The sequence below is a fragment of the Peribacillus sp. JNUCC 23 genome (assembly GCF_053653995.1).
Genome location: NZ_CM132202.1, coordinates 3,155,863 through 3,174,674, shown reverse-complemented (window position 1 = coordinate 3,174,674; position 18,812 = coordinate 3,155,863). Strand labels below are relative to the sequence as shown.

The following is an 18,812-nucleotide window of genomic DNA, read 5'->3' as shown; positions in this document are numbered from 1 at the left end:
AGTTTAAAAGGCATTTAGCTAAATAATCACAATATACTTAATTAAAGAAAGGAAGGGAATATTTAAGAAAGTAGGTGTGGTTGTTGGATAGTAGACAAAAAAAGGCGATTGTTATTGCAGGTTTATTTGGCATTATCTTAACAATAGCTATTCTTTGTGTTTACCTAACTTCGCCAAAAGAAAAAGTGGAAGAAAAGCCTGTTGCTCAAGTTGACGTACTGGAAAAAGTTCATACAGGTGGAACAACGATGCCGGCGTCTGAGGACTTATTGACAGAGGAACAGATAGAAGGTGAACCGGCTTATATTTCTGAGGATGTGGTAACGAATAAGGAATAAAAATAAAAGGACTGACCAGACGTGTAATTACTGGTCAGTTTTTTTTCTAATATGGAATTTTAATAACGGGTTGAGTTGTATGGAAGAAATCATAAGGCTCTTTTACATACGTGATATTCGGATTGTTGAACTCCCCCCACCTAATTTCCAACGAAATTTGAAGTGGGGGAATCCTGCAAACACCCGTATATCCACCAGTTATTGAGCCGGCTCTACTCGTAGTCCCTATGGTGAAAACTTTTAGAATCTTGTACGTTGGACTCACCGCACGCTCTGTTCTGCTTGGTTTTCACTACTTCGATACGTGCGGAGCGATTAGAACGTTGAAGATTTTACGCAACAGACGATTTTCCTGTTGCAACCTCCTATCTTCAGTTTTCAAAGAGCATTTGTACAAATATAGAACAGAACAAACACTCGTGTTGTTCAACGGTTTAGGCTAACGCCGATCGAAATTTACTCATTGGGTTGTGCCCTTCACATTCATTGAGGAAGGAGTCATCTTTCGGGAAATGATAAAACTTGTTTTGTTTATAATGTTCTAGTTGTCGCTCGTATACCTAGATACTGGCTCGTAATCTTGTTCAGCGGTATCGATGGCTTGAATATCATGTAATTCTTCCTTGCATTTTTTCCATATTATTCATGATTATGATTGATACTATAAGGGTACATGATTGTTAAAGGTTCCGTTTTTTGTCCTATTATCAGAATTTTGTCGAAAAGTTTTAAAGGAGTGCTTAGGTTAATATGATAAAATGGTAAAATAATTGATTAATAGGATTTGAAGGTTAATTGTTTGCTGCTAGTTTTATGGAAAGAATAAGAATATGTAGGGAATGGGGGAAGCTCGCGTTATGATGCGAACGTGAAAGACCATTTTCTAGTTTCTTATGAAATGAGAAGAGGTCGTCCCAAACGACTATATACCTGTTTATATTACGTGAAAGTAAATGGTGTATAGAGAGTCAGATCCTTCTGGGACAACTTTTTCGTACATATACGAGGGAGAATTTATCATGGATGCAAGTATAACAAAGGAAGATTTTTATCACATTCTCAAAGAAGCTTTTGACAAAGGAGAATCGGAGGGGGATGTAACAGTCAATGAGTTAGTAGAAGAATTGACTTTAAAACTCCAGGCAATATTACTAGAGGCATAAGGAAGATATAGTGAATTTGTATCATTATTTATCTGAATTTTAAAATATCATCCCGCATTAATGGAAAGTCAAGACCCCCATCTCAAGGCTTAGAAGAATCGAAGAAACGTAGGTGGGGGATGAAGAGCCCCCACTATAGCCAATGAAACGGAATGAGGACTGCTATCAGGGAAGCGTGGAATCAACAAACCATGCTAGTTGTTCCGCTTCCTTTTTAGATAAACGGTCGAGTAAGCTGACTGTTGTCATATCTTACTCATCCATTAAATCCACAAAATACCACTATTTATGGTATATATTTTCCGTTGTAGCCTGTGTTTCTCAAATTAACCTGGAAAGTTGACTTGTAGAAGCAAAAAAGTTCAAAATGGTGTAAAATAGTAATAAGAACTAGAAAGGGAGGTTGTCATATGCGATTAGAAGGAAAGAAAGTTATTAGTTTGGTTCATCATGAATGTGAAGATTTAGAGCTTTGGTATCCGATTCTCAGACTTCGAGAAGAGGGAGCGATTGTCCATCTTGCTGGTGAAGTGGCAAATGAGACATATATCGGCAAATACGGTGTGCCAGCAGAATCTGATTTGGCATATGGTGACGTCAATCCAGAAGATTATGATGCTATTCTAGTACCCGGAGGTTGGGCGCCTGATAAAATCAGAAGGTTCCCTGAAGTGATTTCATTAATCCAAGAAATGGATGCCAATGAAAAACCGATTGGCCAAATCTGTCATGCAGGCTGGGTATTGATCTCTGCTAAAATTTTGCAAGGGAAAAACGTAACCAGTACACCTGGCATTAAAGATGATATGGAAAATGCCGGTGCCAATTGGTATGACGAGCCGGTTATTACAGACGGACATCTTATCTCAAGTCGTCGTCCACCAGATCTGCCGGATTATTTACGAGAGTTTATTAACGTATTGGAAGCGAAATAATAGAACGTTCTATAGTAAAAGCGGGAGTCCAGATAATAGGGCTTCCGTTTTTTAATTGTTCTAGGATACGTACTATTTCAGTTTTTCAACCCTAAATTAGGCTCCGGCGCGCAAATTTGATTTCCGGATCGTAACGATAGAAATGGCGGGCGATTTCCAGCTCTAATCCCCAGCCAAATAAAAAAGCCTATGCACACATCACGCATGCATAGGCTTATTCATGTATTTATTCCGCTCCGTAACTAATCATGTTTGTCAAAATTCGATAACCGCCTGGAACTTGGCCTTGGATTTGGCGGTAGAGGACAAGGTTCGTGTAGAGATAGGTTCCTTTTCCGTAATTAGCCATTAAAATACCACCATCAAATGGTTCTTCATTTGGATCAGCCATAGAAATGAATGTTTCAAAGCGTGGATCCCACTTCATAGGGAAGTATAATCCTCTTTCTTGAACCCAATTGTCCCAATCGCTCGTTGTTATTTTGTTCGGATAGTTGAAAAGCGCTGAGTCTGGTTTCGAAACGTTGACTACAGCTTGTTCATCGGTTACTCTCCAGCGAATGGAGGGATTACCAATTGTAAGTGGATAAGGTGCAGTTGTCTGTGCATCCCATCCATCACCAGGTTTGTGATATTGAACGACAAGATGGCCACCATTTTCTACATATTGCAGTAAGCGAGCATTATTTGCTTTTAAATCTTCTCGAGACAAGTAAGCTCGAATGCCTGTCACAATTGTATCGTATTGACTCAAATCACCGGATGTTAAATCTGCTTCTGTTAGTTTTGTGATATTGAGACCTGCGTTGCTTAAGTAGTCAGCTACTTTATCAAATCCACTCTCAATATAGCCGACTTTTAATGAAGCTGGTTTTAATAGCTCGAAAGCAACGGTGTTGATTGCTGCTGGATATTGATAATAGAAGGTGCCGATATGGTCATAGGAAATTTCTTGAATGGTAGAATTAAATGTTTTTCCATTGACCGTAGCTTGTGCTGTTAGTTTATACTCACCATTTTGAATCGTTTTCGGTGGTGTAAGGGTAAATTTCGCTTGTTTCTCTTCTGACATTTTCGTAAATGAAACGGTTGTTTTTGTAGGAGAAACTTTCCAATCTTTAGGAATGTTTAAACCGACGTTGGCTGATGTTTTTCCATTACGATAATTTTTCACGGTTACGGTTACGGGTATTTCTTTTTGTACGTCTGCGGTGTTGACGACGATGTCTTCAGGAGAAAGGGTTAAACTGACATCTGGAAGAACAGCCACGGTACCTTCCAAATCCTCGGTTACAGTCGTTTTGGTGTTCCCAAATTCATATGAAATGTTTGTTGTCAGCGCTGGTTCATGATAGGCGTGATAATAGTCTGCATCTTTTGGCACATCAATCTCATAAGTAATCGTCGTTGATTGATTTGGTGCTAGATTGATTGCTTTCGCCTTTGTTTTAGCTTTCCACCCTTTTGGTACATCCAATGGAGCTGTAACTTTTTTCAACGTTTGTTTTCCTGTATTCTTCACGGTTACGGTTACGTTTGTTTCTTGACCTTTTGTCAGGATGGTAGAGGCTGCTTTTGCTTTTACATCTAGGCCTGAAGAGACATAGCTTGCAGTTTGTAATTGCTCTTCTTTTAAGGAAAGTTTGTGAAGCAAATCATTTTTCAATTCCTTGGTTAACTTAGCTTTTTTAATTTGGGATGAAAGTGAGCGGACATTAGACAGTGCAGTTTGTGATGTTGTGAAAACATGTTGTTCATTTGGATAGGCGGCAACAACCGCGTTCAAATTTCGTTGCACATTGATGAATTCAGTCTTTAATTTTGAAGCAGAGCTTGGGAGTTTGGCCGACCACTCGGTAAAATTATAAGGGACTCCGGCAAATAGATCTGACTTGTCATTCAGATCAACAGCAGTTTGTTTTAATTCTAGCTGGATTTGGCGGGGTGCTGCTGGGATATCAGATCCCATACCTTGGCTTTTGTGTAGATAACGTGATTGTTCGCCAAGTTGTGGGTAGGTCATGCCATATATGGGATCGTAGGTGCCGATTTCGATAGATGTAGTCGCTTTCTCTTTAGTGGAAACAGGTAAATACAACTTTTTCACTTGCCATACCGATAGACCTTGTTTCAAATGTTGCGGGTATACAGTTGGATCAGCTGCATCTTTAAAAGCACGTTCACTTAAAATCGTCATGGTGCGATGATGGCCATGCTGAGTATCATCATCTTGGAAGGAAGGCATGAGAATATCAGGCTGATATGTACGGATAAAGCGGATCAGCCGTTCATATGTTACATCTTCGCCCCATTTTGCTAATGTTTCTGCAGGTGTTTTCGAAAAGCCGAAATCATAAATCGGATCAGAGGTTGTTTCACTGAGATGGTAGGCTTTTACACCAGTAATTTTCGCTGCTTCAATCATTTCTCTGGAGCGGATAATTCCAAGGGCATTGTCTAGTTCAGCGCCGATTTCATTTTGTCCGCCTTCCCCGCGGTTTGCGATTAGGCTTGATGTTTTTACACCTAATCCCCTTGATAAATAGGCAAGAAAATCGCTGCGTTCATCATCAGGATGAGCGCCACTGTTTAAGAATGTAACGGTCGTTTCAAGCGGTTTGACTACATTCCATAACGCCACATCTGTTTTTTTTGGTTCGTTTGCACTACCTGTGGTCGGTACGAGTGAAAATACGATCACGAGAGAAAGAAAAGTGATTAAAACCTTTTTCATACTTGTAACCCCTTTCGATTTTAGTTAAGCTTCTTTGAAGACTATGCCTAGTAGGTTAGTAATATTACCTAACGAACTGGATAAAAAAAGCTTATCTAAATAAATAGCACGCTTGGTTATAATTGTAAATGATACTTAATAACTATTAAAAACCGAATATTTAAAATAATTAAAAAATAACTTGTTCATATTATCCTAATAAGGTATATTTTAGTTGATTAGGCAGATTGACTAACTAAACAGGTAAGGCCGTGATGTGATGAGTTTTAAACGAACACCCAGTCATCTAAAATTCGTTAATAAAAAAAGAACTATTCAATGTATAAAAGAATGTTCGCCGATTTCAAGGGCTGAGATTGCGAGTATGCTTGGTCTAAGTAAACCGACTGTTTCTCAACTTATAGACGAACTCATCAATGAAAAATGGGTCGTTGAGAAAGGAATTGGTGAATCTTCTGCACAAGGTGGGAGGCGACCGATTCAGCTCTTTTTTAATGAACGAAAAGCGTTTATCATCGGGGCAGATATTGGCGGGACGAATGTGAAAATCGTGGTATGTGACCTAATTGGCAACATTCTTTGTGAAACGAGTTTTTCAACAACTACGTATTTGCAATCAGGCCTTCTTAAGCAAATGGCGCTTGAAACGGATCGATTGATTAACAAGAAACAGATTTCTAAAGAGCAAATTTTAGGAATGGGCGTAGGTATTCCCGGGATCACGCAAACGAAAAGTGGCTTGGTGATAGAGGCTCCGAGCTTAGGGTGGATCCAATACCCGTTTATTGCAGAAGCGAAACGCTACTTTGATTTTCCGATTTATGTCGACAATGATGTGAATGTGGCGGCGATAGGTGAACAGTGGTTGGGGAATGCAAAGAATAAACGAAATGTGCTGTTTATTGCGGTTGGCACAGGAATTGGTAGCGGTATCATCCTGAATAACCAATTATACAGAGGGGCATCAAGTGCAGCTGGAGAAATGGGTTATATGGTGACAAATAAAGATGATATGAAACGTGAATTCAAGCCGATTTTTCACAGATATGGCTATTTGGAAAGTGTCGCAGGAGGGAAGTCGATTGGCGCCGATTTTACCAAAGCTGTCCAAAAAGACCCAGGACATGCTTTATATGAAAAGGCGAGGACCTCTGAATTAGTAGGAGAAGAAGCTTTTTTGTCTGCCAAAAATGGAGACCATGTAGCAATTGTGGTTATTAACGAGGCGATCGAACATTTGGCGTACGCGATTGTGAATGCTGCGAGTTTACTAAATCCAGAGATTGTTATTTTAGGAGGTGGTGTACTACATTCAGCTGCATACATTTTACCTAGAATTCAAGAGATAGTAGATCCTTATCTGCCTAGTTTAGTAGAAATAACAACTTCAAGGCTTGGAGAAAACGCCGGCGTCTTAGGAGCAGTATCACTATTTTTGAGAGAACATGAGAGCATTTTGAATGTTCATGATGAGGGGGATTTTTTATGAAAAATAAGAAAAAGTCGATTGTTTCCGTTTTGACATTATCTGCAGCGCTATTGATTTCTGGATGTAGTAGTACAGAGACAGATACGAAGACAAACTCGAATGCAGATGGTGCAAAGGAAGAAAAAAATGCATTAGAAGATAAAATTGTCGTGTATTCACCACATGGAAAAGATATCTTATCCAAGTTTGAAAAGCAATTTGAAGAAAAATATGAGGTCGATGTAGAGTGGCTGGATATGGGGTCACAGGAAATTCTCGACCGTGTGCGATCAGAGAAGAATAATCCGCAGGCCGATGTTTGGTGGGGAGCACCTTCTACGAACTTCAATCAAGCAAAGGATGATGGCTTACTAGCTGCTTATCAACCTACTTATTCCGCTAGTCTTGACGCGGGATTCCGTGATCCAGATTGGTATTGGACAGGTACGAGCCAGACACCTGAAGTTATTATGTACAACAGCAAAGAACTATCCAAAGACGAAGTTCCGAAAGATTGGGATGAGTTGCTTGATCCGAAGTGGAAAGATGAAATTATCATCCGCTATCCGCTCGCATCTGGAACGATGAGGACGATTTTTTCTGCGATGATTTATCGTACGTACAAAGATACGAATGATCCAAAAGCGGGCTATGAATGGTTGACGAAGCTTGATCAAAACACGAAAGAGTATTCAGCTAACCCGGAAATGATGTATAACAAGGTTGCCAAAGGAGAAGGTTCACTGTCTGTTTGGGCGATGCCGGATGTTGTCATGTTGAAGGAAAATAAAAACTATCCGTTTGAGTTTGTCATTCCTGAAAGTGGGACACCAGTATTGACAGAAGGAATAGCCATTGTTGAAGGGGCTAAGCATCCAAAAGCGGCACAAGCTTTCTATGAGTTTGTCAATACACCAGAAGCTGCGAAAATCTTAGCAGAGGAATTTTACCGAATTCCGACAAGAAGTGATGTGACGGACTTACCTGACTGGATCACGAATACAGAAATTAAAGCGATGGATATTGACTGGAACGTTTTCCAAGAAAAAGGCGACGAATGGATGAAGTATTGGGATGAGAACATCAAGAGTGGAGACAAAGAAATTAAAGAATAAGGAAGTGTCGTTTGGATGGCGTCGATACAAATAGAGAATGTCCAAAAAGCCTTCGGAAAAACGATAGCTGTTGATCATTTAAATCTAGAAATTAAAGACGGTGAGTTCTTTACCTTTCTAGGTCCAAGTGGTTGTGGGAAAACGACAACACTAAGGATGATTGCTGGGTTTTATTATCCAACAAAAGGTGTCGTCCGATTTGGCGAAAAAGATATGACGCGTGTACCTCCGGAGAAAAGAAATACGGGCATGGTTTTTCAAAACTATGCTCTTTTTCCTCACATGACGGTATTTGAGAATGTCGCATTTGGCTTGCGAGTAAGAAAGGTTTCTTCTGCTGATGTAAAGGCGAAGGTACAAGATGTGCTTCGTAAAGTCAGACTTGAGAGTTATTCGGATCGTCAAGTGAGTCAGTTGAGTGGCGGGCAGCAGCAACGGGTAGCTTTGGCCAGAGCACTCGTGATCGAACCGGAAATCCTCTTATTGGATGAGCCGTTAAGTAATTTAGATGCCAAGCTTCGCGATGAAATGAGAGCAGAGATTTTACGGTTGCAACGAGATTATAAGATTACGACCATTTATGTCACGCATGATCAGGCAGAGGCATTATCGATGAGTGATCGGATAGCTGTTTTCAATTATGGGGTCTGTCATCAGGTTGGGACTCCTGCTGAAATTTATAATCAGCCTGCTAATGATTTCGTGGCAAGTTTTATCGGCGAAATTAATCTATTGCCTGTTCAAGTTGATTATGTCGAACAAGAGAATATAGCGGTTACGTTAAAAAATGATGGCGAACCAGTAAAGCTTGTTGTCCATAATCACGCGAATGAAGGGGAGTTAAATAAAGGGGATTTGGCTGTTTCGATTCGCCCTGAAGCCATCCGGATTCTCGATGCCATTGAAGATGGAACGAATGTTCTAAAGGGGAAAATTGAATCTGTCCAATTTTTTGGATCGATTGTCAATGTGATGGTACAGATCCAACATGTATCCTTAAGAGTAGATGTGTTAAATACGCATGAATTCGGCCATTTTTATCAAGGGAAGGACGTGTATGTAGAACTTCCTAAAAAACAACTTCGTCTGATCCCTGTCATAAGTGGTGATGTCAATGATTAAAAACCGTGATACGAGATTAACGATTTGGCTTCTGATTCCAGTCGTATTAGTGCTCGTGGCATATGTTCTTTATCCTTCTTTGCGAACTTTTTTCGAAAGTTTACAAAAAGACGGATCGATTTCATTCGGAAATTATCAGGATTTCTTCGTGCAGGAATCAAAAACAAACTTGGAAGCTCTGTGGAACTCGGTGTATATTTCCATTTTGAGTGTAGTAGTTAGTGCATTCATTGGGATTCCACTGGCGATTATTTTTAACCGCTATGATTTTCCAGGGAGAAGTTTCTTTTCAACTGCCGCGATTTTGCCAATCGTTCTGCCATCTCTAGTAGGTGTTATGGCGTTTATGTTTTTGTATGGTGAATCTGGATTGATCCCGAACGCGATTAAAGATTTGTTTGGTCTGGAAAAAGTCCCGTTTAAAATTGGCGGCGTTTCCGGAATTTTGATTGTGCATGCGTATACGATGTATGTGTATTTTTATATGACGGTTTCAGCGGCGATTAATAAAATCGACCCTTCCTTAGAAGAGGCAGCGTATAACTTAGGAGCCAATCGGTTCAAAGTGTTTTGGAAGGTGACATTTCCATTATTAACACCGGCGATCGTTGCCGCGTCATTGCTTGTATTTATGATCTCGATGGCTTCATTCAGTGCCCCGTTCTTATTAGCGGGCGGATATCGGGTATTGAGCTTACAAATTTATTTTTCGAAAATTAATGGCGACATGGAAATTGCCGCAACACAATCGGTTATTTTATCGATTGTTTCGATAGCGTTTTTATTATTCATGCGTTGGTATCAAAACCGCAAAGATTACCGGATGGCGACAAAAGGAATTGGCGCGCACAGGAGTGAAGTGAAAAATCCGCTGATGAAGTGGGTGATGGTTGGCTTTGGCATCATCGGTGTATTGGTTCTGCTTTTGCCGCACTTTACGATTCTGTTGCTTTCACTTGTACCGGATGGGACGTGGACATGGCAAACGTATCCGTCGGTCTTTAATATTGAAAATTATCGGCTTTTGTTTGAAGATCCTAATATATTCAAACCTCTAAAGAACAGTTTAATCATGGCTGTGATTGCTACGGTTGGAAACTTGGTTTTTGGGGTAATCGCTTCCTATGTGTTGGTAAAAAGAAAATTCGTTGGCAAAAGCTTCATTGATATTCTTGTCATGATTCCGTGGGCATTGCCGGCGACCGTTATCGGGATGAATTTAGTTTTCGCCTTTAATGAGCCGAGCGTTTTTTCTTTCGGGCAAATCTTAGTCGGCACATTTTGGATTTTGCCGCTCGCCTATTTCATCCGGCATATTCCACTCGTTGTCCGCTCGACAAACGCGGTGCTAGAACAATTGGATGATTCCATTGAGGAGGCCGCGAGAAATTTAGGAGCTAAATGGTTTTATACGTTTAGAAAGGTAATTTTGCCGATCATTATGCCTGGTGTATTATCAGGGACATTATTAGCGTTTATTGAGTCCGTTGGCGAATTTCCAACGTCTGTCCTTTTGTATACGATTTCAAACAGACCGATATCGATTGAAATTATGAATCAGCTTCGTATGTTCAATATGGGTCAGGCCGCTGCTTACGGGATGATTCAGATTACGCTGATTGTGATTGTCCTCTTTATTTCGAACAAATTTTTTGGAATTAAAGCCGAAAAAGCCTTATAAATGGTGGTGCAAAGATGAGTAAGTTGGATGAATTTATCAAAAATGAAGGTCGAGTATTTCCGGGGAAAACCTATGTCGAAGAGTTGTTAAAGCCGGTTTTTAATGATCAACGAGATTACTTATTTCATGTTATGTTCGATATTCATCGGGCCCATGTGATTATGTTATCCGAACAGAAGATTATCAAAGAAGAGGAAGCCAATCGTATGTTGGCTGGCATTCGGAGGGTGTCAGAGATCGATCTGACCTTAGTATCCTACGAGCCACAATTTGAAGACTTATTTTTCATGATGGAAGCAAAGATTGGTGAAGAAATCGGTCATGAACTGGCAGGAAAGATTCATATTGGCCGTAGCCGGAATGATATGGGTGTTGCGATGTATCGGCTCGTTTTGCGAGGGCATCTACTGCGATTAATCGGCGATGCCAATCAGTTGAGTGAATCATTAATCATGCAGGCAGAAAAGCATACAGAAACATATATCACCGGGTATACGCATACGCAGCCAGCTCAGCCGACGACATTAGGCCATTATTTTCTGGCGATCTATGATGTGCTGCAAAGAGATATTAGCCGGATGTGGGCGGCCTATAAAACAGTGAACCACTCTCCACTAGGCGCGGCTGCTTTAACGACAACTGGTTTTCCAATTAGCCGGAATCGCACTGCAGAGTTGCTTGGTTTTGATGAGATCGTTGAAAACTCGTATGACTCGATAGCAGGGGCCGATTATTTACTAGAAACAGCGACAGCGATTATGACGTGCATGGTGAATACTGGTAGATGGATTCAAGATTTCTTGCAACATGTGACAAGAGAATTTGGTACTTTTTATGTAGCTGATCCGTACGTGCAAGTGAGTAGCATTATGCCGCAAAAAAGAAACCCTGTTTCGATTGAACATTCCCGCTCGATTGCGAGCAGTAGCTATGGGGACGCACTTAGTGCGATTCAGATGATTCATAATACCCCATTTGGCGACATCGTGGATACGGAAGATGATCTCCAACCGCATTTATATCGCGCCTTTACCAATGCCAGTCGTGTGATGAAACTGATGTATGCGGTCATTTCTACGTTAAAAGTAAATGAAGAGCATGCAAAAAAAATGGCCGCAAAATCTAGTATTACTGTTACGGAATTAGCCGATACGCTTTCCCGTGATTATGGAATCTCGTTTCGAAAAGCCCATTCTGTTGCGAGTCATATCGCCAAACAATCGATACGTGAAGGGAAGGAGTTATATGACTGGGACACACAAGACATCAACGAGATGATAGCTGAATTTGTTGCTGTACATATCACCGAAGAGGAATGGCAGAAAATCATCTCGCCTGAATATTTTGTGGCAATTAGAAAGATTCAAGGTGGACCAAGTCCGAAAGAAGTGAAGAGGATGATTGAAATTAGAAAACAGAAACTGAAGCAACAAGTGGTGGAATATGAGGAAATCGTAAACGAGTTGGATGAAAAGAGAAAAGCTTTATTGGCGTATTAAGGGATATCAAGGGAGAAAGCTAATTTAATTGGCTTTCTTTTTTTTGCGTTAAAAAAAGGGATGTGGTGAGCAAATCACAGAAATTGGTGAGCAAAAGTGTGAAAGTGGTTAGTGCATGTACAAAGTTGAAGGGTAAGTCAATGAATTTGGAAAGAAATGCGGTACATGGTGAGTAAATCGTTCAAGTTGGGTAGTATATCTAGTTTTGTGAGGTGTCTTCATGAAGAGCCACTCTTATGAATTATATCCCCATAACTGGAATAGAGAAAGATGTTTTAGAAAGAATAAAAGAACGGAGTGATAACAAAAAAACTGGTTAAATAAGGGGAAAGGTGTTTAATGAATGATGTAAAAGAAAAATTATGGACGAGGCAATATACAACTGTTGTATTATCGACACTGATTTTATTTATTGGCATTTATATGCTTACAGCCGGCTTTTCGATGCATATTACTGAAATTAGTCATCAACCGACCTTAGCTGGTTCAATGACGACTGCTTTTATGATCGCATCACTTGGTACCCGATTTGTTTCAGGAATTCTTATTCAGAAACTGAATATGAAAGTTCTGTTGTTGATTTCGCTCGTGTATTTTATGGGGACGATTGGTTTAAGTTTGCTCAATGACTCGATTGGTTATTTGCTTTTCATTCGTGTCTTGCAAGGAATCGGCTTTTCGATTATTACGGTTTTACTTTTTACTATATCGAGCAGTCTCGTACCGAGTTCGCGTTTAGGGGAAGGTCTCGTGTTTTTTGCAATGGCAACAAGCATTGGCTTGACAGTAGGGAATATGATTGCAATCTCTTATCTCGGACGTTTTTCCTTTCAATCGTTGCTGATTGTTATCCTTTCACTTGTGCTCCTCTCATTTATTGGCAGCTTATTTATCAAAAATATCAAAAAAGAGAAGCCGGCCAAAAAGAAAACGTCCAGTGAGCCGTTCTACAAGTATATGTTTGATCGTCGCGTACTTCTTCCAAGTATCATCGTCGCATTAGACTATATGGCGATCGCAGGAACCGTTAATTTTATGGGGGCTCTAGGGAAAGAGACAAATATTGGCGGAAGTATTTCGCAGTTTTTTACGATTCAGGCGATTACGATGATTATCGTCAGAATCTTTTCAGGGAAAATCTTTGATCGATTTGGTCATAAAATATTAATGATACCAGCTACTATATCTGGTGCGTTTGGCTTAATTTTATTGGGGACATCACATCATATTGGTTTGGTGTTGTTCGCTGGTTTCTTTTTTGGAGTTGCTTATGCAGTGATTCAGCCAACCATACAAGCTTGGGCGTTAAGCCTCGTCCCACATGAAAAAAATGCGACAGCTAATTCCATGTTGTTAATTTTTATGGATCTTGGAATGGCGGTTGGATCCATTGGACTTGGTAGTGTCGTTGGCTATATCGGTTATGGCATGACCTTCAGTTACTCTGCTGTTTTCATGGTTCTCATTTTGATCATCTACCTTGTTGGTATTCGAAAAATGAAAGCGGTCAATCAATAAATAATATGTAAGAGCGTCTAAAGAGGCCGAGGTAGTCCTAATTACGGGACAGCCTCGGCCTTATCTGATTCATTCACTTCATCATCCACATTCCGGGCTACTTGGTGTGTACTTGCTTAAGTCGGTTAATAAAAGCGGGGAAGTGATGAGTGAATCTGAAGATAAATATTACCATAATATAAAGTTCTTTAAAGAAGAAATTCAGTTTCAATTTTTCCAGTCTATTATTTTAAAGACTGTATGTTATAAAAAGATAACTTAATATGGTAAAATATATACAGTTTATTAATTTAGTAGAATAAAGTGGATTGGAAAATAAAAACGCTTACCAAGAAAAAGTCTTTGCTCATATCGAAAAACATAGCTTCTTAAATGGTACGAAGTTAACTAAGTTCCCATTTAGTTCAACGGATTTTCAATATAATCCTAGCGATAACAAAAATATTGAGTTTTTAAAGAAGGAGTACACATTAACGGGTCAAACGCATGAGTCCGCCTATCTTTTTAAAGCGGGGGATAAAGTAGCTATAACAACCGAAAATGTGAATTTACGACCACAACCTGGTACTGCTCAAAAAGGCATTACGCTATCTAAAAATACGACATTGATTGTTACTGGACAATTTGTGTTTGATCAAAACGCGAACAGCCAAAACCAATTTGTATGGTATCCGGTTAAAACAGCTGATCAAAAAAATACAGGATATATTTCCTCTGCTTATTTGATAAAAGCAAGTGAAACTACAACAACTGACATTTCTTTCACTGACATAGATAAAACTGATAGATTCTACGATGACATTTACTCGATCAATGAAAAAGGTATTATTTCCGGATTCCCGGATGGCACATTCCGTCCGGAGGAAAAAGTCACTAGAGCGCAGGCGGCCATAATGATTAGTCGTGCTTTGAAATTATCACTTGACTCTACTGTGACACCGTTCAAAGATGTTACACCTTCTGTAAGTGGAGCTGAACATATTGCTGCTGCACATAAGCAAGGTATTATTACCGGTTTTCCAGGTGGTGAGTTCCGCCCGAAACTACCAGTTAATCGAGGTGACATGGCCATTATCTTATCGAAAGCTTTTAACCTGCAAGGTACGACTGACAAGACTTTCTCGGATGTCACGAAAAGCATGAAATCATACGACTCCATTCAACGAATTATAGCAGCCAAAATTACATTCGGTTATGATGATAATACGTTCAAACCTAATAATGGTATTACTAGAGGCGAGTTTTCGGCCCTATTAAATCGAGCTCTACAGTATAATGCTCAATAGAAGAACTGGGGTTTTCATGTAATTGCTACTTGCAATTATAAAAGCTGCTCCCTCAAATTAATTAAGAAAGTGTTAGTAATAAATGACTTCGGATATTGAATCCGGGGTCATTTTCTTTAATTAATAAGGATATTTACTTTCTAAGACAGGTATCCACTTTATGAAAGAGAGCATTCAATCCTTTTTTGTTTATCTATTTGCAAGTGGGAGAGTCTGAGCTTCAAATCAAGATTATAATCCGAAATTGAAAATCACATACCTAAAGATACTTGGTGTCAAGCAACATCTAGAAATAAGGGAATGGTTCAGAAACAGAAAGCTATTTAATGGTCTTTCTGTTTTTTTTTTAGTTTAAAAACAGAATAATAGGTATATTTTTCAGAGAATTACAAAATATTTACAATATCTTAACGCTAGAATAAGAAAAGATTGGTCTTTCTTTAATAAAATAAAGAAGAGCAAACTTTATTCCGCATTAACGGGCAGTAACCAACTGCAATGTGTAGAGGAATCGAAGAAGCGTAGGTGAGGGATAAACGGCCTAATCTAGTTGCGGCTCCTAGCCCTACTTAAGGGTCATAAGCTGTAATACTCTGTGGCAAAAAACTACGCCATGCCGTATTCCATCTCATGCTTGTCTGACTATCACAGGATGTGGGTCACGCAAATTAAAGGACGCGGCGTACTTAGTCTATGATTCATTGAATCTTAGTTTGTAGTGACGCTTTATCTTTGCTGCATGAAGGTATTAGTGACACTAGAACGGGACTAACAAAGCCCCGATTGATTGAAGTTTCAAGGGGGGATTGGATGAATATTACTGTTGCTGGAACGGGGTATGTTGGGTTGGTTACAGGGGTTTGTTTAGCTGAATTGGGTCATCAGGTAATATGCTTAGACATTCAAGAAGAGAAAATGGCCATGTTGCAAGCTGGCCGTTCGCCGATTTATGAACCTGGTTTAGAAGATCTTCTTAGAAAAAACTTACAGTGTGGCCGATTACATTTCACAACCAACCCACAATATGCCTACGGAAATGCTGAAATTATTTTTATTGCGGTAGGTACACCAGAGCAACAAGATGGTACGGCGAATTTAGAATACGTAAGAGAGGTCGCCCATTCGATCGCCCAGTTCATGAAGAATGATGTCATTGTTTGTACAAAGAGCACTGTACCTGTGGGAACAAATAATCAAATAAGCGAGATAATCCATCGCAATAAACCAGCAAACCTCTATGCGGAAGTGGTTGCCAATCCTGAATTCCTCAGAGAAGGATCTGCGATTGTCGATTTCTTTTACGGGGATCGCATCGTGATTGGTACGGATTGTCCAAGGGCACAAGCCTTAATGGAACAAATTTATCTTCCACTAGACATTCCGATTATAAAAACAGATATCAAAAGTGCAGAAATGATTAAATACGCAGCTAACGCCTTTCTGGCAACAAAAATTAGTTTTATCAATGAAATTGCCACGATTTGTGAGAAGGTTGGTGCAAATATAGATGAAGTAGCAAAGGGGATTGGAAAAGACGAGCGGATTGGTCCTTATTTTCTTAAAGCGGGTATTGGCTATGGCGGGTCTTGTTTTCCAAAAGATACGAAAGCACTTGTTCAGCTCGCTGGCAATATGCAACACCCCTTTGATCTTTTACAGGCTGTTATTGAAGTGAATACTCATCAAGCATCACTCCCGGTTGTAAAGGCAAAGGAAGTAATCGGTTCATTAAAAGGCAAGAAAGTGGCACTACTCGGTCTGTCGTTTAAACCGAATACGGATGATGTCAGAGAAGCGGCCTCTTTAGTTATTGTCAAAGAATTACTGAAAGAAGGGGCAATTATAACGGCCTTTGATCCAATTGCGATTCCAAATGCCCAACATGTTTTAGGCAACACCATTGAATATACACAGGATATTCGGCTTGCTCTCTTACATGCGGACGTAGCGATCATTGCAACAGAGTGGGAAGAAATTAAGCAACTTTCATTAGATTCTTATGAATTATATATGAAAAAACCAATCGTCATAGATGGGCGAAATTGTTATTCCCTTCAAGAGATTCGAAAACATCCGATGACGTATATTTCGATTGGAAGACCGACTGTTATACATGAATATAAGAAAAGTGGGACCTATTAATGGGGGCAGACGATGGCGAGATTATTACTTAGCTTTTATAACTTCGAATGTCGATTGTTTCAGAAAATTAATCGCCATTTTGCAAACAAACATTTAAATTTCTTTTTCAGCCATATTACCCATATTGGTGGGGCTACATGTACCATCGCGACCGTTTTGATGTTGATCATCTTTTCGTCAGGTTCAACAAGAATGACGGCCATTTCGAGCGCACTTGCTTTAGCTGTAAGTCATATACCGGTTCATATTGTTAAGAAGCTTTTCCCGAGAAAAAGACCGTATCTAATCGTAGAAAAAACAAATTTTCATACGAATCCGTTACAAGACCACTCTTTTCCATCTGGTCATACAACGTCGATTTTCTCAGTTATCATACCGAATATCCTGTTTATCCCGGTTATTGCACTAATTTTACTTCCTTTAGGTATTCTTGTAGGCTTATCGCGAATCTATTTAGGCCTTCATTATCCTTCAGATGTTTTGGCAGGGGCTATACTTGGATCATTTGTCGGGAGTCTTTGCTATTACTTGCTAAGTGTGTAATGCGGTGCCGAGAGGGAAGAAGCATATGTAATTACCTTTGCCTTGAATCGGTTCTTACGCTTTTTAATGAGGAGGATTCTCATGAAGATTGCCATTTTCACAGATACCTTTGATCCAGATATAAACGGTGTTGCACGAACATTGAAACGATTTACCGATTATTTAGGAGAACAGAATATTTCTTTTAAAATCTTTGCACCAAAGTCACAAACTAATGACTATGTTTCTAGTCATATTCATCGTTTTAAAAGTCTGTCTTTTTTCTTATATCCTGAGTGTCGTTTAGCTTTCCCTAATCTCATTCAAGTCAAATCAGAATTACAGGATTTCGCTCCAGATTTGATCCATGTCGCTACGCCATTTAACATTGGGTTTTGCGGCGCTTATTATGCAAAAAAATTAAACATTCCATTAGTTGGCTCGTATCATACTGATTTTGATCATTACTTACAATTTTATAACATGGAATTTCTCTCTAAACTGCTTTGGCGATATATGAATTGGTTTCATCGCCCTTTTAAAAAAATCTTTGTGCCATCAATGGATACGTTAGAACGGTTAAAACGTCATCAGTTTACGAATTTAGAGCTTTGGGGGAGAGGGGTCGATTGCAATCTTTATCACCCTCATTATGATAAAAAAGCGGTACGCAAGCAATATGGCATTCAAAAAAAATACTTGCTTACGTATGTAGGCAGATTAGCTCCAGAGAAAGATGTAAAGACGCTCCTAGCCATCGCAAAATCAATTCCAGCTTACATAAACGAGCAAATTCAGTGGTTAATCATAGGAGACGGTCCAATGCGTGAAGAACTTGAAACTGAAGCTCCTGAAAACATGATGTTTACTGGCTATTTAAAAGGTGAAAAATTAGCGGAAGCGTATTCTGCATCAGATGTATTTGTTTTCCCTTCACCAACTGAAACATTTGGCAATGTGGTTCTCGAAGCTCTTGCAAGCGGTACACCGGTCATTGCCGCGAATGCAGGTGGAGTAAAAACGATTATTCAAGAAGGCGTAACCGGTCATTTATGTCAACCTGGGGATGTACAGCAATTTACCGATTCGCTTATGCGATTGATCCATCATGATCAAGTACGGGATCGAATGGGGATCGAAGGTAGAAATTATGCGGTAACACAAAAGTGGGATGCAATCTTTGATCAGTTACTTTGGCATTATGCGCATGTAATCGAGGAACCGAAGCAACAAAAGTTTGCCTAAGGTTGGAGTCAGCCTTTTATTTTTTCAAAAGGGCTGATTTCTAC

The 18,812-nt window shown here is 39.6% G+C and carries 14 protein-coding genes; 13 read left to right on the top strand and 1 reads right to left on the bottom strand.

Going from position 1 to position 18,812, the window contains the following annotated elements:
* Window positions 1-83 precede the first annotated feature (83 nt).
* From JNUCC23_RS15300 to JNUCC23_RS15290, 3 genes are all read left to right on the top strand, one after another.
* Complete coding sequence (locus JNUCC23_RS15300; protein ID WP_454212212.1) at window positions 84-338, top strand: hypothetical protein; 255 nt, start codon at window positions 84-86, stop codon at window positions 336-338.
* A gap of 1,019 nt (window positions 339-1,357) precedes the next feature.
* Complete coding sequence (locus JNUCC23_RS15295; RefSeq protein WP_157279393.1) at window positions 1,358-1,501, top strand: hypothetical protein; 144 nt, start codon at window positions 1,358-1,360, stop codon at window positions 1,499-1,501.
* Between the two features lie 410 nt (window positions 1,502-1,911).
* A complete protein-coding gene (locus JNUCC23_RS15290) occupies window positions 1,912-2,436 on the top strand; it encodes a type 1 glutamine amidotransferase domain-containing protein (protein ID WP_062177599.1) in 525 nt (174 codons plus the stop codon).
* 226 nt (window positions 2,437-2,662) lie between these two features.
* On the opposite strand, the gene JNUCC23_RS15285 is transcribed toward JNUCC23_RS15290, so the two are convergent.
* Window positions 2,663-5,170 carry an NEW3 domain-containing protein gene (locus JNUCC23_RS15285; RefSeq protein ID WP_454212209.1) on the bottom strand — a complete coding sequence of 836 codons (2,508 nt, stop codon included), beginning with the start codon at window positions 5,168-5,170 and terminating at the stop codon, window positions 2,663-2,665.
* A gap of 259 nt (window positions 5,171-5,429) precedes the next feature.
* On the opposite strand from JNUCC23_RS15285, the gene JNUCC23_RS15280 reads away from it, so the two are divergent.
* The 10 genes from JNUCC23_RS15280 (at window position 5,430) to JNUCC23_RS15235 (ending at window position 18,768) form a co-directional block, all read left to right on the top strand.
* Window positions 5,430-6,659: an ROK family transcriptional regulator gene (locus JNUCC23_RS15280; RefSeq protein WP_403069774.1), complete on the top strand. Its 1,230-nt coding sequence runs from the start codon at window positions 5,430-5,432 to the stop codon at window positions 6,657-6,659.
* Complete coding sequence (locus JNUCC23_RS15275) at window positions 6,656-7,753, top strand: extracellular solute-binding protein (RefSeq protein WP_454212207.1); 1,098 nt, start codon at window positions 6,656-6,658, stop codon at window positions 7,751-7,753. Before JNUCC23_RS15280 ends, JNUCC23_RS15275 begins: the two co-directional genes overlap by 4 nt.
* A 15-nt stretch (window positions 7,754-7,768) precedes the next feature.
* A complete protein-coding gene (locus tag JNUCC23_RS15270; protein ID WP_454212205.1) occupies window positions 7,769-8,875 on the top strand; it encodes an ABC transporter ATP-binding protein in 1,107 nt (368 codons plus the stop codon).
* Window positions 8,868-10,556: an ABC transporter permease gene (locus JNUCC23_RS15265; protein ID WP_403069783.1), complete on the top strand. Its 1,689-nt coding sequence runs from the start codon at window positions 8,868-8,870 to the stop codon at window positions 10,554-10,556. Before JNUCC23_RS15270 ends, JNUCC23_RS15265 begins: the two co-directional genes overlap by 8 nt.
* Before the next feature lie 14 nt (window positions 10,557-10,570).
* Window positions 10,571-12,055, top strand: a complete 1,485-nt coding sequence (gene argH, locus JNUCC23_RS15260) for an argininosuccinate lyase (protein ID WP_454212203.1) — start codon at window positions 10,571-10,573, stop codon at window positions 12,053-12,055.
* A 339-nt stretch (window positions 12,056-12,394) separates the two neighbouring features.
* Window positions 12,395-13,573, top strand: coding sequence for an MFS transporter (locus JNUCC23_RS15255; protein WP_454212201.1), 1,179 nt, complete (start codon window positions 12,395-12,397; stop codon window positions 13,571-13,573).
* A gap of 308 nt (window positions 13,574-13,881) precedes the next feature.
* Window positions 13,882-14,859, top strand: a complete 978-nt coding sequence (locus JNUCC23_RS15250; protein ID WP_454212199.1) for an S-layer homology domain-containing protein — start codon at window positions 13,882-13,884, stop codon at window positions 14,857-14,859.
* 810 nt (window positions 14,860-15,669) lie between these two features.
* Window positions 15,670-17,001, top strand: coding sequence for a UDP-glucose dehydrogenase family protein (locus tag JNUCC23_RS15245; protein ID WP_403069795.1), 1,332 nt, complete (start codon window positions 15,670-15,672; stop codon window positions 16,999-17,001).
* Between the two features lie 12 nt (window positions 17,002-17,013).
* Window positions 17,014-17,544, top strand: a complete 531-nt coding sequence (locus tag JNUCC23_RS15240) for a phosphatase PAP2 family protein (RefSeq protein WP_454212197.1) — start codon at window positions 17,014-17,016, stop codon at window positions 17,542-17,544.
* A gap of 81 nt (window positions 17,545-17,625) precedes the next feature.
* Window positions 17,626-18,768, top strand: coding sequence for a glycosyltransferase family 4 protein (locus tag JNUCC23_RS15235; RefSeq protein ID WP_403069799.1), 1,143 nt, complete (start codon window positions 17,626-17,628; stop codon window positions 18,766-18,768).
* The last annotated feature ends 44 nt before the right edge of the window (window positions 18,769-18,812 follow it).